Source organism: Spirillospora sp. NPDC052269, assembly GCF_040679435.1.
GTDB lineage: Bacteria > Actinomycetota > Actinomycetes > Streptosporangiales > Streptosporangiaceae > Spirillospora.
The window spans coordinates 104,848-117,661 of sequence record NZ_JBFAUU010000011.1; the positions used below are offsets into that span (position 1 = coordinate 104,848).

General features: G+C 72.9%; 11 protein-coding genes. 9 read left to right on the plus strand and 2 right to left on the minus strand.

Annotated elements, in window-relative coordinates; genetic code table 11:
• Nucleotides 1–25: 25 nt before the first annotated feature.
• Nucleotides 26–439, minus strand: a complete 414-nt coding sequence (locus AB0L06_RS24075) for a MerR family transcriptional regulator (protein WP_500233316.1) — start codon at nt 437–439, stop codon at nt 26–28.
• A 27-nt stretch (nt 440–466) separates the two neighbouring features.
• Between AB0L06_RS24075 and AB0L06_RS24080 the strand changes: the two genes are divergently transcribed.
• Complete coding sequence (locus tag AB0L06_RS24080; RefSeq protein WP_500233317.1) at nt 467–1,222, plus strand: MBL fold metallo-hydrolase; 756 nt, start codon at nt 467–469, stop codon at nt 1,220–1,222.
• 18 nt (nt 1,223–1,240) lie between these two features.
• On the opposite strand, the gene AB0L06_RS24085 is transcribed toward AB0L06_RS24080, so the two are convergent.
• The gene (locus AB0L06_RS24085; protein ID WP_500233318.1) at nt 1,241–1,837 is read right to left on the minus strand and encodes an ankyrin repeat domain-containing protein; all 597 of its coding nucleotides are present in this window, start codon (nt 1,835–1,837) and stop codon (nt 1,241–1,243) included.
• A 300-nt stretch (nt 1,838–2,137) separates the two neighbouring features.
• Here AB0L06_RS24085 and AB0L06_RS24090 point away from each other — a divergent pair, with 300 nt between their 5' ends.
• From AB0L06_RS24090 to AB0L06_RS24125, 8 genes are all read left to right on the plus strand, one after another.
• On the plus strand, nt 2,138–3,559 hold the full coding sequence (locus AB0L06_RS24090; RefSeq protein WP_500233319.1) for an MFS transporter: 1,422 nt from the start codon (nt 2,138–2,140) through the stop codon (nt 3,557–3,559).
• A gap of 84 nt (nt 3,560–3,643) precedes the next feature.
• Nucleotides 3,644–5,200, plus strand: coding sequence for an FGGY family carbohydrate kinase (locus AB0L06_RS24095; RefSeq protein ID WP_500233320.1), 1,557 nt, complete (start codon nt 3,644–3,646; stop codon nt 5,198–5,200).
• A 61-nt stretch (nt 5,201–5,261) separates the two neighbouring features.
• Nucleotides 5,262–6,929: a glycerol-3-phosphate dehydrogenase/oxidase gene (locus AB0L06_RS24100; protein WP_500233538.1), complete on the plus strand. Its 1,668-nt coding sequence runs from the start codon at nt 5,262–5,264 to the stop codon at nt 6,927–6,929.
• Nucleotides 6,926–8,482, plus strand: coding sequence for an FAD-binding oxidoreductase (locus tag AB0L06_RS24105; RefSeq protein WP_500233321.1), 1,557 nt, complete (start codon nt 6,926–6,928; stop codon nt 8,480–8,482). Before AB0L06_RS24100 ends, AB0L06_RS24105 begins: the two co-directional genes overlap by 4 nt.
• 33 nt (nt 8,483–8,515) lie before the next feature.
• Nucleotides 8,516–9,187: a glycerol-3-phosphate responsive antiterminator gene (locus AB0L06_RS24110; protein WP_500233322.1), complete on the plus strand. Its 672-nt coding sequence runs from the start codon at nt 8,516–8,518 to the stop codon at nt 9,185–9,187.
• Nucleotides 9,184–9,480 (plus strand): putative quinol monooxygenase, encoded by a 297-nt coding sequence (locus AB0L06_RS24115; protein ID WP_500233323.1) that lies wholly within the window; start codon nt 9,184–9,186, stop codon nt 9,478–9,480. Before AB0L06_RS24110 ends, AB0L06_RS24115 begins: the two co-directional genes overlap by 4 nt.
• Nucleotides 9,480–10,604 carry a zinc-binding dehydrogenase gene (locus AB0L06_RS24120; RefSeq protein ID WP_500233324.1) on the plus strand — a complete coding sequence of 375 codons (1,125 nt, stop codon included), beginning with the start codon at nt 9,480–9,482 and terminating at the stop codon, nt 10,602–10,604. The genes AB0L06_RS24115 and AB0L06_RS24120 overlap by 1 nt, the downstream gene beginning before the upstream one ends.
• Before the next feature lie 201 nt (nt 10,605–10,805).
• Nucleotides 10,806–12,773, plus strand: a complete 1,968-nt coding sequence (locus AB0L06_RS24125; protein WP_500233325.1) for an RCC1 domain-containing protein — start codon at nt 10,806–10,808, stop codon at nt 12,771–12,773.
• Nucleotides 12,774–12,814 lie beyond the last annotated feature (41 nt).

The window sequence follows — 12,814 nt, forward strand, 5'->3', positions numbered from 1 at the left end:
GCGGTGATTCGTATGCGCCGAGTCGTCAGTGGGTGGCGGGTTTGGGTGGGGGGATGCGGGCGGTTATGCGTTCGCGGGCGTGGTCGCATTCGGCGAAGCTCAGCGGGCAGGCCAGTGCGTGCTCGATGAGCTCCTTGGCGGCCTGGCTCTGGGCGATGCGGCGTTCCAGCTCGGTGACGTGGCGTCGCAGCAGGTCAGGGTGGTCCATGGGGCTCGGCGTGGACATCAGCGTGCGCATCTCGCGCAGGGTGAGGCCCGCCTCCTTGCCCATGAGAATCAGCGCCACGCGGGCCAGGTCGGACTCGTCGTAGGCGCGCCGGCCCGAGCCGTCCCGGCCGGGTTCGAGCAGTCCCATGGACTCCCAGTAGCGCAGGACGTGCGTGGGCAGCCCGAAGCGTTCCGCGATCTCGCCGATCGTGAGCGACGCCGTTGACTTCATGTATGCATTAACGCTCACGCTCCGGCCATGGACAACAAGAACCTGGCCGTCACCCGCGTGGTGAACTCCTGCGTCCTGCTGGAGCTGGGCGGCCACACCGTGCTCACCGATCCCTGGTTCACCGAGCGGTGGTGGCTGCGCCGGGGCGAGCCGCTCGGGCTGCGGGCGGACGAGCTGCCGCCGCTCACCGCGATCGTCGTCACCAACCTGGCCACCAACCACTGGGACCTGCGCGGGCTCCGCGCCCTGCCGAACAAGGCCACGACACCACTGTTCGTCCCGACCGCCGGGATGGCCCGGCGTGCCCGCAAGCTGGGCTTCCACCGCGCGGAGCGCGTACGGGCGGGGGAGGTTCGCGAGATCGCGCCGGGACTGTCGATGGAGGTCGTCCCGGCCGGGAAGACGCTCGTCTGGCCCAACAACGCCTACGTGCTGAACGCGCCGGGCGGACGGGTGTTCTTCGGCGGCGAGATCGCCGAGGTGGCCCTGCTGGAGCGCTACCGGGCCGAGCGCCCGGAGGTGGACGTCGCGCTCCTGCCGGTCAACGGGCTGCGTCCGCTCCTCGGGCCGCGCCTGGTCATGCGGCCGGCGGACGCGCTGGCCGGGACGTCCGTCCTCGGCGCGCGCGTGCTCGTGCCGATCCACGACGCCCACGGGCACGACCCGCTCTCGTGGTACTTCCGCCCCCACGGGACGACCGCGGACACCGTCCGCCTCGCCGCCGGAAAGCAGGACGTCGCCGCCCTGCCACCCGGCGAACGTCACGACCTCCGGCCTTCCTGACCTCGGAGGTGTTCGTTCCTAGTGGGCGCCGGCGGATTGGAGGAGGGCGGCGATCTCGGGCTGGTTCCTGCGGACGGCGTTCTGGAGGGGGGTCACGCCTTCGCCGTCGGCGAGGTCGACGTTCGCGCCGGCGTCGATGAGGAGCCGGACGATCCGCTGGTAGGGGGTCGATCCGTCGCCGAGGACGATGGCTTCGAGGAGGCCCGTCCAGTTCAGGTTGTTGACGTGGTCGACGTCGATGCCGGTCTTGAGGATCTCGCGGACGTAGTCGACGTGGCCGCGTTCGCAGGCCGGGATGAGGGCGACGCCGCCGAAGCGGTTGGTCAGGGTGAGGTCGGGCTTGGCCGGGAGCAGGGCGTTCAGCATCGCGACGCTGCCGGTCACGCCCGTGACCAGGAACGCGCTGGCGCGCTGGTCGTCCTGGGCGTCCGGGTCGGCTCCGGCGGCGACCAGGACCTTCGCGGCCTCCACGTGGTCGGCGGCGGACGCCAGGAGGAGCGGGGTGCGGCGGTGGGAGTCGCGGGTCTCGACGTCGGCGCCTGCGGTCAGGGCGTCCCGGACGGCGGCGGCGTCGCCCTGGGCGGCCGCTTTCAGCAGGTTCTCGTCAGCGGACAAGGTTCGGCCCTTCGGGGTTCGGATGTGGGGCGGGGCGCCGGGTGTGTTCGGCGCCGGGGGAACATCATGCCCGGATCAGCGGATCGCCTGGCCTGTGGGCGATTCCGACCGGATCGGTGCCGTTGAGCAGGGACGATCCGCTGATTCGCACGTAAGTGGGGCTTGACATGGGAGTTCACGGTTTCCTAGCATCCGGGCATTGTTTGACAGGCACAGACGAAGACCACCTGTCGGTGGCTTCGCCGTGCCCTCAAGCGCTGACGTACCCCCCGACGGGCCTGTACCCCGAAGGACGGTCGTATGGCGCACCACCCCCTCGTCCGCGGCGTCAAAGACGTCGCAGCGCTCATCGACGGACACGGCAGGATCACCGGTCGCGCGCGGCTGGTCTGGATCCTGGTGTTCGGCGGCCTCTTCCTGGACGCCTACTCCAACGCCGCGCTGAGCGCGGGCCTGGCCCCGATGACCAAGCAGATGCACCTGAGCACCGACCAGGTGTCGATCCTGACGGCCACCGCCCCCGCGCTCGCCATCGTGTTCAACCCGGTCGGCGGCTGGCTCGCCGGCCGGATCGGCCGCGTCCCCCCGCTGCTGGCCGCGAAGCTGTTCGCGCTGGGCGGCGCCCTGCTCGCCGCGTTCGCGGGCGACTTCACCACGGTCTGGCTGGGCCGCGTCCTGGTCGGCGTCGCCTACGGCGTCGACTTCGCGGTCGCGATGGCGCTGCTGGCCGAGTACACCCCGGCCAAGCTCGGCGGACGGCTCAACCTCTGGCAGGGCGTCTGGTACATCGCGACCACCGGCAACCTCGCCCTGACCCTGCTGTTCTTCAACCTCGACGCCGGCGCGGACATCTGGCGCTGGTCGGTCGGCTCGGCGGGCGTGTTCGCCGCCGCGCTCTTCCTGCTCCAGCTGAAGTTCCTGATCGAGAGCCCGTCCTGGCTGGCCAGCCGCGGACGGCTCGCGGACGCGGCCCGCAACCTCGGACGGCTCTACGGGATCAAGGCCGAGGCCGGTGAGCCCGAGGACCCGGCGGAGGCCGAGGGAGCCCGTCCGGCGGTCGGGTTCCGGCAGGCGGGCGTGCTGTTCCGCGGGAGGTACCTGCCCCGGACGGTGCTGTCCTCGGTCATCTCGCTCGACCAGGCCATGCAGTACTTCGCGGTCGGCTGGTACCTGCCGGTGATCAGCCTGGCGATCTTCGGGCAGAGCTTCGAGAAGGCCACCGTCGGCTCGATGATCTTCAACGCGTTCGGCATCGCGGGCGGCCTGCTGTCGGCCTACGTCGGACGCCGGATGGGGCTGCGGCTGAGCTCGGCGGCCGGGTTCGCGATCGTCCTGGTCGTGCTCGTCGTCATGGGCCTGACCTTCGGACACGTCCCGACCTGGTTCGCGTTCATCCTCCCGGTGCTGTTCATCTTCGCGCACTCCGCCGGACCCGGCGCGAACGGCAAGTCGATCGCCGCGCTGTCCTACCGCAGCGAGGTGCGCACGCTCGGCACCGGCGTGACCGGCATGATCGGCAGCTTCGGCAGCGTCGTCGGCCTCTACCTGTTCCCGCAGATCAAGGACAACCTCGGACTCGGGCACACCTTCCTGGTCCTCGCCGTGGTGCCGCTCAGCGGGCTGATCACCTGCCTGCTGATCAAGTGGGACCCGACCCGGGCCCCCGCCGAGGACGAGGATCCGCTCCCCGGCGAGGCCGTCCCCGCCCCGGCCGCGGGCTGATCCGGGTATCCCCACCTCTGTCACGCAAGTCCCGCCGGCCCGTCCGGGCCGGCGGGCCCACCCCACGAAGGAGGGGTCCGCACGATGACGCCGAGCACCACCCCCGTTCGGAGCCGCACGCCGCGGCGACCGGGCGTGCTGGCCGTCGACGAGGGCACCACCGGAACCCGGGCGGGCGTCGTCCGGCAGGACGGCTCGGTGGCGCACGTCGTCTACCGGCCGATCGGCGTGGACCATCCCGACCACGACTCGGTCGAGCAGGACGCCGCCGAGATCTGGACGACCACCCTCGCGGTGTGCCGGGAGGCCCTGGCCGCCGCGCACGCCGAGGGCGTCGAGGTCACGGCCGTGGCGCTGTCCACGCAGCGCGCCACCGCCGTCCTCTGGGACCGGGTGACCGGCCGTCCGCTCACCCCGGCCGTCGTCTGGCAGGACCGCCGGCACGCCGGTGACCTGCTCGCCTTCGAGGACGACTGGGACGCCGACCTGCTCGCCCGGACGGGCCGCCCGGTCGGCAGCCGCTCGCCGTTCTACTGGGCGGCGCGGCAGATCGCCGGGAACGCGCGCGTCCGCGAGGCCGCCGAGGACGGCCGCCTGCTCTTCGGGACGGTCGACACCTGGCTCGCCTGGAACCTCACCGGCGGGAAGACGTACGCCACGACTCCCACCAACGCGTGCTCCACCGGCGGCTACCTGCTGCGCGAGCACGCCTGGCACACCGCGTGGATCGAGCGGCTCGGGTTCCCCGCCCGGCTGCTGCCCGAGCTGCGCTCCGACGACGAGGGCATGGGCGTGACCGACGAGGCCGTCCTCGGCCTGGCCGTGCCGATCGCGGCGTCCATGGGCGACCAGCACGCCGCCCTGGTCGCGCTCGGCGGCCTGGAGGCGGGCGACGCCATGTGCATGTACGGCACCGGCACGTTCGCCGACGCCGCGACCGGCACCGACGTCTACCCGCCGGTCCCCGGCGCGGACGGCGTCCTCGCCCACGTCGGACGGCGCGAGGGCGACACCACGCAGTTCAGCCTGGAGGCGTACTGCTCCACGACCGGTTCGGCGCTCCGCTGGTTCTGCGAGGACCTCGGGTTCTTCCAGACCCCGGCGGAGATCGGCCTGCTGGCCGCGAAGGCGGACTCCTCCGGCGGCGCGTGGTTCGTGCCCGCGCTGGCCGGGGTCCGCACCCCGGAGTGGCGTCCGCGCGCGACGGCCGCGCTGTCCGGGCTGACCCTCGCGACCGGGCGCGCCCAGCTCGCGCGCGCCATCCTCGAGGGCATCGCGCACTCGGTGTGCGACCTGGTGGACGGCGTGACCGCCACCACCGGGGAGCCGCTGCGCCGCATCCGGGTCGGCGGCGGCGTCGCGGGCAGCGACACGCTGATGCAGATCCAGTCCGACCTCATCGGGCTGCCGCTGGAGCGCGACGCCGACTCGGCGACCGCGAGCCTGCGCGGCACCGCCTACCTGGCCGGGGCCCGCCTGGGCCTCTGGCCGTCCCTGCAGACCATCGTGGAGGCGCAGCCGATCGGCCGCGTCTTCGAACCGGCGCTCGGCCCGGCGGAGCGCGACGGGAGGCGGGCCGAATGGCGGACCGTCCTCGCGCCGCACCTCGCCGGGGCCGCCGGCGAGCACCAGACCGGCTGACGCGTCTCCCGAGCGTCCCGGCACCCGTGAACCACCCAGGAGTTGATGTCCCTTGATCACCATGCCCGCCCGCAGGCCGAGCCGGAAGGCGGCGGCCACCCGAGCCCGCCCGCTGGCGCTGGACCGCGCGTCGACACGGCGCCGGCTGGCGGCCGAGCGCTTCGACCTGCTGGTCGTCGGCGGCGGCGTGACCGGCGCGTACACCGCGCTGGACGCGGCGTCGCGCGGGCTGAAGGTCGCGCTGGTCGAGAAGGACGACTTCGCCTCGGGCACGTCGTCGAAGTCGTCCAAGATGGTGCACGGCGGACTCCGCTACATCGAGCAGGGCAATCTGGGGCTCGTCCGGCACTCGCTGCTGGAGCGGCAGCGGTTCCGGAAGAACGCGCCGCACCTGGTGCAGCGGCTGCCCTTCCTGTTCCCTCTGCTCAAGCGGGACGGCGTGTTCGACCCGCGGCTGGCCAAGGCGTTCGAGGGCCTGCTGTGGACCTATGACCTGCTCGGCGGCTGGCGGATCGGCAAGCTGCACCAGCGGCTCACCGTGAACCAGGTGCTCGCGCACGCGCCGACGCTGCGCGCCGACCAGCTGACCGGCGGGCTCCTGTACTACGACAGCCGCACCGACGACGCCCGGCTGACGCTGACGATCGTCCGGACGGCGGCGGCGCTCGGCGCGGCCGTCCTGAATGGGACGAAGGTCGAGAACGTCACGACGGACGCGTCCGGCCGGGCGACCGGAGCGCGGGTCGTGTCGGGCGGCGAGGAGTTCGAGATCCGCGCGTCGGCCGTGGTGAACGCGACCGGCGTGTGGACCGACACCCTGGACGCGATGGCCGAGGCCGGGCACTCCCCGCAGGTCAGGCCAGCGAAGGGCGTCCACATCGTGGTGCCGTGGAGCAAGCTGCGCATCGACTGCACCGTGACCGTCCCGATCCCCGGACGGGCCCGCCGCGCGACCTGCACCCGCTGGGGCGACGCGGTCGTCCTCGGGACGACCGACGAGGACTACCAGGGGTCGCTGGAGGACGTCCAGTGCACCAAGGAGGAGATGGACTTCCTCCTTTCGGGCGCGAACACCGCGTTCGACGTGCGCCTCACCCCGGACGACGTCCTCGGCAGCATCGCCGGGCTGCGCCCCCTGGTCGGCGGCAAGGAGGGCGCGACGCTCGACATGAGCCGCGACCACCGGATCACGGTCGGCGCGTCCGGCATGGTCACCGTCACCGGCGGCAAGCTCACCACCAGCCGCCACATGGGCGAGCTGGTCGTGGACAAGGTCATGGAGGTGCTCGGCCGCAAGGGCCGCAGCCGCACCGTGAACCTGCCGCTGCTCGGCGGCGCGGGCTACGACGCCGAGGCGGTCGCCGCGTCCGGCGGGATCGCCGCGCACCTGGGCGAGCGGTACGGCACCGAGGCCCGGTTCGTGCACGACCTGATCGCCGAGGACGCCTCGCTCGCCGGGCCCGTCGTCCCCGGGATGCCCTACACCAAGGCCGAGGTCGTGTACGCGGCCCGCTGCGAGCTGGCCCGGTCGGTGGACGACGTGCTGTCCCGCCGCACCCGTGCCCGGCTGTTCGGCCGGGACGCGTCCGCCGAGGCCGCGCAGGTCGTCGGCGAGCTGCTCGGCGCCGAGCTCGGCCTCACCCCCCAGCAGATCGACGCGCAGGTCGCGGAGTACCGCGCCGCCGTCGCCCACGAGAAGTCCGTCCTGCTCGAAGGAGTCTCCGCATGATCAGCCGTCAGACGATCACCCACCCGTTCAACCGGGGCGACTACGTCGTGGGCGCGCCGAGCCCGTCCCGCTGGGCCCGGAACACCGAGATCGGGGACGGCCCGGCGGCGCTCCAGGGCGAGGTCGTGACCGTCCCGGACGCCGTGGTCGAGGCCCTGCGCGGCGCGGCGAAGGCCGTCCACACCGCGCGGGACGAGATCGTGACCCGCACCCGCGACTGGTGGGCCGGGTCGATGATCGGCGAGACCGACGGGCGCCCCGCCACCCCGGACGCGGTGGTCGTGGAGGCCGCCGACGCCGACCAGGTCGCGGCCGTCCTGCGGATCTGCCACGAGAACGGCATCCCGGTCACGCCGTCCGCCGGACGCAGCAACGTCACCGGCGCGGCCCTGCCCGTCTTCGGCGGCGTCGTCCTGGACCTGTGCGCGCTGAACCAGATCACCTCCTTCGACAAGGAGTCGCTGATCGTCGACGTCCAGGCGGGCATGTTCGGCGACCTGTTCGAGAAGCAGCTCCAGGAGGAGTTCGGCGCGACGACCGGGCACTGGCCGTCCGCGTTCGCGATCTCCACGGTCGGCGGCTGGATCGCCTGCCGCGGCGCCGGGCAGCTGTCCACCCGTTACGGCAAGATCGAGGACATGGTCCTCGGCGTGGACGTCGTGCACGCCGACGGCACCCGCGCCACCTACGGCGACTACCCGCGCGCCGCGATCGGCCCGGACCTGCGGCAGCTGTTCGTCGGGTCCGAGGGCACGCTCGGCGTGATCGTGTCGGCGCGGCTGCGCGTCCACCCGCTGCCCGAGTACGCGAGCGCGCTCGCGTTCGGGTTCGAGACCTTCGCGGAGGGCCTGGACGCCTGCCGCAAGATCCTCCAGCGCGGCGCGACCCCGGCCGTCCTGCGGCTGTACGACACGCTGGAGAGCGGCGTCCACTTCGGGCACCCGGACACGAACCTGCTGCTCATCGCCGACGAGGGCGACCCCGAACTCGTCGACGCCGGGCTGCGGATCAGCGACGCCGTCTGCCGCGAGACCAGCGGCACCGAGCTGGACGGCAAGGCCGTGTTCGAGCGCTGGCTGGACGAGCGGATGCTGGTCGGCAAGTCCGCCGACGGCTTCAAGCCGGGGCCGGGCTTCGTCGCCGACACCCTGGAGATGGCCGCGACCTGGACGGCCCTCCCGGCCGTGTACGACGACGTGGTCGCCGCGATCCAGGGCGTCCCGGGCACCCTCGCCGCGTCCGCGCACCAGTCGCACGCCTACACCGACGGCGCCTGCGTCTACTTCTCGCTGCGCGGGAACGTCGCCCCGGACCAGCGCCGCGAGTGGTACCGCGCGGTCTGGGACGCCGCGAACGGCGTCCTGATCCGGCACGGCAGCGCGATCAGCCACCACCACGGCTGCGGCCTCCTGCGCGGCCCCTACATGGAGGACGCGCTCGGCGCCGGCTTCGCGACGTTCCGCGCGGTCAAGGACGCCCTGGACCCCGCCGGGATCCTCAACCCTGGCAAGCTGGGACTTCCCAGCCGTTTCGGCACGTCACCGCTGTCCTGACGTACTGACCTCACCCGCCACGGGGGCAAGATCATGAACTCCAGCAGGCCGTCCGCCGCGTCCGCCGTCACGCGGATGCTGCCCCGCCTCGCCGCCGCGCTCAACGAGACGCCGGTGATCGGCTCGGTCGTCGGCACCCAGCGGGTGCGCGGCTTCGTGGACTCCCCGGCCCACGTGTGCATCCTCGCGAACGTGGCCGTCGGGCAGCTCGGCGGCGTCCTCGCCACCCTGCGCGGCGCGGACAAGACCGTGTTCGTCAACGTGGACAGCTGCCCCGGTCTCGCCCAGGACCGGGGCGCGCTGGAGTTCCTGCGCGACCACGGCGCGCAGGGCGCCGTGAGCACCCGGCTCTCGCTGGTCGAGAAGGGCCACTCGCTGGACCTGCTGACGATGATGAAGGTCTTCGTCACCGACCGGTCCAACCTGCGGCGCAGCCTGGACGCGGTGTCCCGCGGCCGTCCCGACCTGGTCGAGGTCATGCCCGCGCCGATCGCGGCGCGGCTCGACCCCGAGGCCAAGCGCCTGCTCAGCCCCTACGTCGCCGCCGGTTTCGTCGAGACCGAGCGCGACGCGGCCGCCGCGCTCGCCCAGGGCGCGGCGGCCGTGGCCACCTCCGACCCCCGGCTCTGGCGCCTCCGCCGCTCGGACCTCGTCAGCGCGGCGAGCACGGCCGGGGCCGCCACCACCAAGAAAGGCACGTCATGAGCTTCGTCGTCGTCGCCCGCTACCTCGCCGCCCCGGGTGAGCGGGACGGCCTGCTCCCGCTCCTGGACGAGATGGCCCACGAGTCCCGCAAGGAGCCGGGCAACCGCGTCTACCGCGCCCACCTCGGCTCCGAGGACGACCGGCTCGTCGTCCTGTACGAGGAGTACGACTCGGAGGACGCCTTCAAGGCGCACTGCGAGACCGAGCACTTCCAGCGGATCGTCCTCGGGCAGATCGTCCCGAGGTTGGAGAGCCGCGAGGTGTTCCGGCTGAACCCGCGCGGAGAGCTCTGATGCGGACGACGGCCGCGGTCCTGCGCGACATCGCGCGGCCGCGGCCCTATTCCGACAGCGCTCCGCTCGGCATCGAGGAGATCGAACTCGGCGCGCCGCGCGGGGGAGAGGTGCTCGTCCGCGTCGCCGCCGCCGGGCTGTGCCACTCCGACCTGTCGGTCGTGAACGGCGACCGGGTCCGTCCGCTGCCGATGGCGCTCGGCCACGAGGCCGTCGGCGTCGTCGAGCAGGTCGGGCCGGGCGTGCGCGGGCTGACCGAGGGACAGCACGTCTGCCTGGTGTTCGTGCCGAGCTGCGGACGTTGCAGGCGCTGCGACGAGGGCCGTCCGGCCCTGTGCGCGAACGCGGCGGCGGCGAACGGTTCAGGCGCGCTGCTGCACGGGCCGTCCCTGCTGCGGGACGCGTCGGGCGAACTCGTCCACCACCATCTGGGCGTCTCGGCGTTCGCGCAGTATGCGGTCGTCGCGGAGGAGTCGGCCGTGCCGATCCCGGACGACGTGCCGTTCGAGGTGGCGGCGCTGTTCGGCTGCGCCGTCCTGACGGGCGCGGGCGCGGTCGTGAACACGGCGGCGGTCCGTCCCGGGCAGTCGGTCGCTGTGTACGGGCTCGGCGGCGTCGGCCTGTCGGCGGTGCTCGGCGCGGCCGCGGCCGGGGCCTTCCCGATCATCGCCGTGGACCCGGTGCCCGCCAAGCGCGAGCTGGCCCTGCGGCTCGGCGCGTCCCACGCCCTCGCCCCGGACGAGGCGGAGGCCGCGATCCGCGACCTCACCGGCGGCGGCGCGGACGTCGCGGTCGAGGCCGTCGGCGCCGCGCCCGTCATGGCGGACGCCCTGCGCGCCGTCGACCGCGGCGGCAGGGTCGTGTCCGTCGGCCTGCCCGCCCCGGACCGCACGCTGGACGCCGTCCAGGCGCTCGCGTTCGCCGGGGAGGGCAAGTCGCTGCTCGGCTCCTACATGGGCGACGCGGTGCCGCGCCGCGACATCCCGCGCTTCATCGACCTGTGGCGCGCGGGCCGGATGCCGGTGGACCTGCTGCATTCCGGCACCCTGCCGCTGGCCGACCTCAACCACGCGCTGGAGTCACTGGCCGCGGGTCACGCCGTCCGGCAGCTCGTCCTGCCCTAGCGAACGTGGGCTGGGGGCGCCGCCACCAAACGTTGCACAACTCTCGACGATCAAGCGAGCTCCGGTGGTAACGGCAGGCCGCACCCGCTGTTACTTTCGGTGATCATTCGATCACCGGAGGGATGTGCGATGAGGGTGTGGCGGGTCGGTGCGAGGGGCGGGGAACCAGGTCCCCGGAAATGGCCGGACGGACGGGGACGGGTGTGGCTGTCCGGTCTGACGGCCGTGCTGATGGCGGTGACGTGCCTGGCCGGGAGCCCGGCGGCGGCGGACCGCCGTCCGGTCGCGGCCGCCCCGCCCACCGATCTCGCTCTCGGCACGGGCAACAACAACAACGGCCAGCTGGGTGACGGCACCACCACCAACCGCACGATTCCAGGCCCGGTGCACCTGCCCGCGGGGGTCGCCCTCACCCAGGTCTCCGCCGGGTGGTACCACAGCCTGGGCCTGACGTCGGACGGCCGGGTCCTGGCCTGGGGCGCCAACAACTACGGCCAGCTCGGGGACGGCACCACGACCTCGAGCGACACCCCGGTGGAGACGCATCTGCCCCCGGGCGTCACCGTCACCCAGGTCGTCGCCGCCGGATGGGTCAGCCTGGCGGTCACCGCGGACGGCCGGGTGCTGTCCTGGGGCTACAACAACAACGGTCAGCTGGGTGACGGCACCACGACGACCCGGTACACCCCGGGCGATGTGGACCTGCCCGCGGGCGCCTACGTCACCCAGGTCGCCGCCAAGACCAACCACGTCCTGGCGGTCACCTCGGGCGGCCAGGTCCTGGCCTGGGGCAACAACGTCCACGGTCAGCTGGGGGACAACACCACCACCACGCCCCGCACCCGCCCGGTCCAGACGCAGCTGCCCGCGGGCGTCACCGTCACGCAGGTCGCGGCCACCAGCTTCTCCAGTCTGGCGCTGACCTCGGACCACCAGGTGCTGGGCTGGGGCTTCAACTCCTCCGGGCAGGTGGGGGACGGCACCACCACCAACCGCACCGTCCCGGTCCTGGTGCACGTGCCCGAGGGGGTTTCCGTCACCCAGATCGCCGCCGGGTTCGAGCACGGTCTGGCGTTGACCTCGCAGGGCGGGATGCTGGCCTGGGGGCACAACGGCTACGGGCAGCTGGGGGACGACACGTACACCAACCGCCACACCCCGGTTCCGGTGCAGCTTCCCGAGGGCGTCACCATCACCCAGATGGACGCCGGTTTCCACTCGAACCTGGCGGTGACCTCGCACGGTCATGTGCTGGGCTGGGGCACCAACAGCGACGGCGAGCTGGGGGACGGCACCGTGCTGAGCCGCAGTACCCCGGTTTACATGGAGCTGGGGGCACGGGCGGCGACCGAGGTCGCTCCCGGCGCCTACCACTCCCTGGTGCTGGCCGAGCCGCGGACGAGCGACACGACGCTGGCCGCCGAGCCCACCTATGCGGCTCCGGGGCACGAGGTGCGGCTGACCGCGACGGTGAGCTGCGCCAGGGGGACGCCGACCGGCACGGTGGTGTTCCTGGTCGACGGCACCGAGATCGGGTCCGCCGGGGTGGTCCCCGACGGCATCGCGACCCTCACCACCACCCAGCTGGGTCTGGGGACGCACCAGATCACCGCCCGCTACGGCGGCGACGCGAACTGCCCGGCTTCGGAGTCCGAGCCGGTCTTCGTCCACATCTTCGAGCATCCGCCTGAGCCGTGTGTGGGCAAGCTGGAGGTGACCAAGTCCGCTGAGCCGGTCACGGTTCAGGTGGGGGGCAGGGTCCGGTACGCGATCCGTGTCACCAACCTGTGCGCGTCGGCTCTGCACGCCACCGGGTTCACCGATGATCTGGCCGGTGTGTTGCACCGTGGGCGGCTCGTCGGGTCCTTCCATGCCACCAGCGGTCATGTGACCTATCACCGGCCCTTGCTCCATTGGGTCGGTGACCTGGCTCCCGGTGCGACCGCGACGATCACCTACACCGTGGTCGCGCACAGGATCGGTGCCATGAGGAATCGGGTGACCTGGCACTGTGAGGCACCGCAGCAGCACGCGGACGGCGGGGACGGGCAGGAATGGGGTGAGTGCGCGGCCGCCACCATCGTCTTCGTCGTCGTCGGCCCCGGGCATCACCGCCCCGGGCGTCCTGGCCACAAGCATCACGGTCACCGGTTCCCCGGCTTCAAGTAAGCACCACTGATCCGGCGAACCCCGGCGGGGCCCGTCCAGCC

What these genes read in the sequence shown, in the direction of transcription:
- AB0L06_RS24095 (WP_500233320.1), top strand. Translation starts at nt 3,644, where the DNA reads ATGACGCCGAGCACCACCCCCGTTCGGAGCCGCACGCCGCGGCGACCG.
- AB0L06_RS24120 (WP_500233324.1), top strand. Translation starts at nt 9,480, where the DNA reads ATGCGGACGACGGCCGCGGTCCTGCGCGACATCGCGCGGCCGCGGCCC.
- AB0L06_RS24090 (WP_500233319.1), top strand. Translation starts at nt 2,138, where the DNA reads ATGGCGCACCACCCCCTCGTCCGCGGCGTCAAAGACGTCGCAGCGCTC.
- AB0L06_RS24105 (WP_500233321.1), top strand. Translation starts at nt 6,926, where the DNA reads ATGATCAGCCGTCAGACGATCACCCACCCGTTCAACCGGGGCGACTAC.
- AB0L06_RS24075 (WP_500233316.1), bottom strand. Translation starts at nt 439, where the DNA reads ATGAAGTCAACGGCGTCGCTCACGATCGGCGAGATCGCGGAACGCTTC.
- AB0L06_RS24100 (WP_500233538.1), top strand. Translation starts at nt 5,262, where the DNA reads ATGCCCGCCCGCAGGCCGAGCCGGAAGGCGGCGGCCACCCGAGCCCGC.
- AB0L06_RS24080 (WP_500233317.1), top strand. Translation starts at nt 467, where the DNA reads ATGGACAACAAGAACCTGGCCGTCACCCGCGTGGTGAACTCCTGCGTC.
- AB0L06_RS24110 (WP_500233322.1), top strand. Translation starts at nt 8,516, where the DNA reads ATGAACTCCAGCAGGCCGTCCGCCGCGTCCGCCGTCACGCGGATGCTG.
- AB0L06_RS24115 (WP_500233323.1), top strand. Translation starts at nt 9,184, where the DNA reads ATGAGCTTCGTCGTCGTCGCCCGCTACCTCGCCGCCCCGGGTGAGCGG.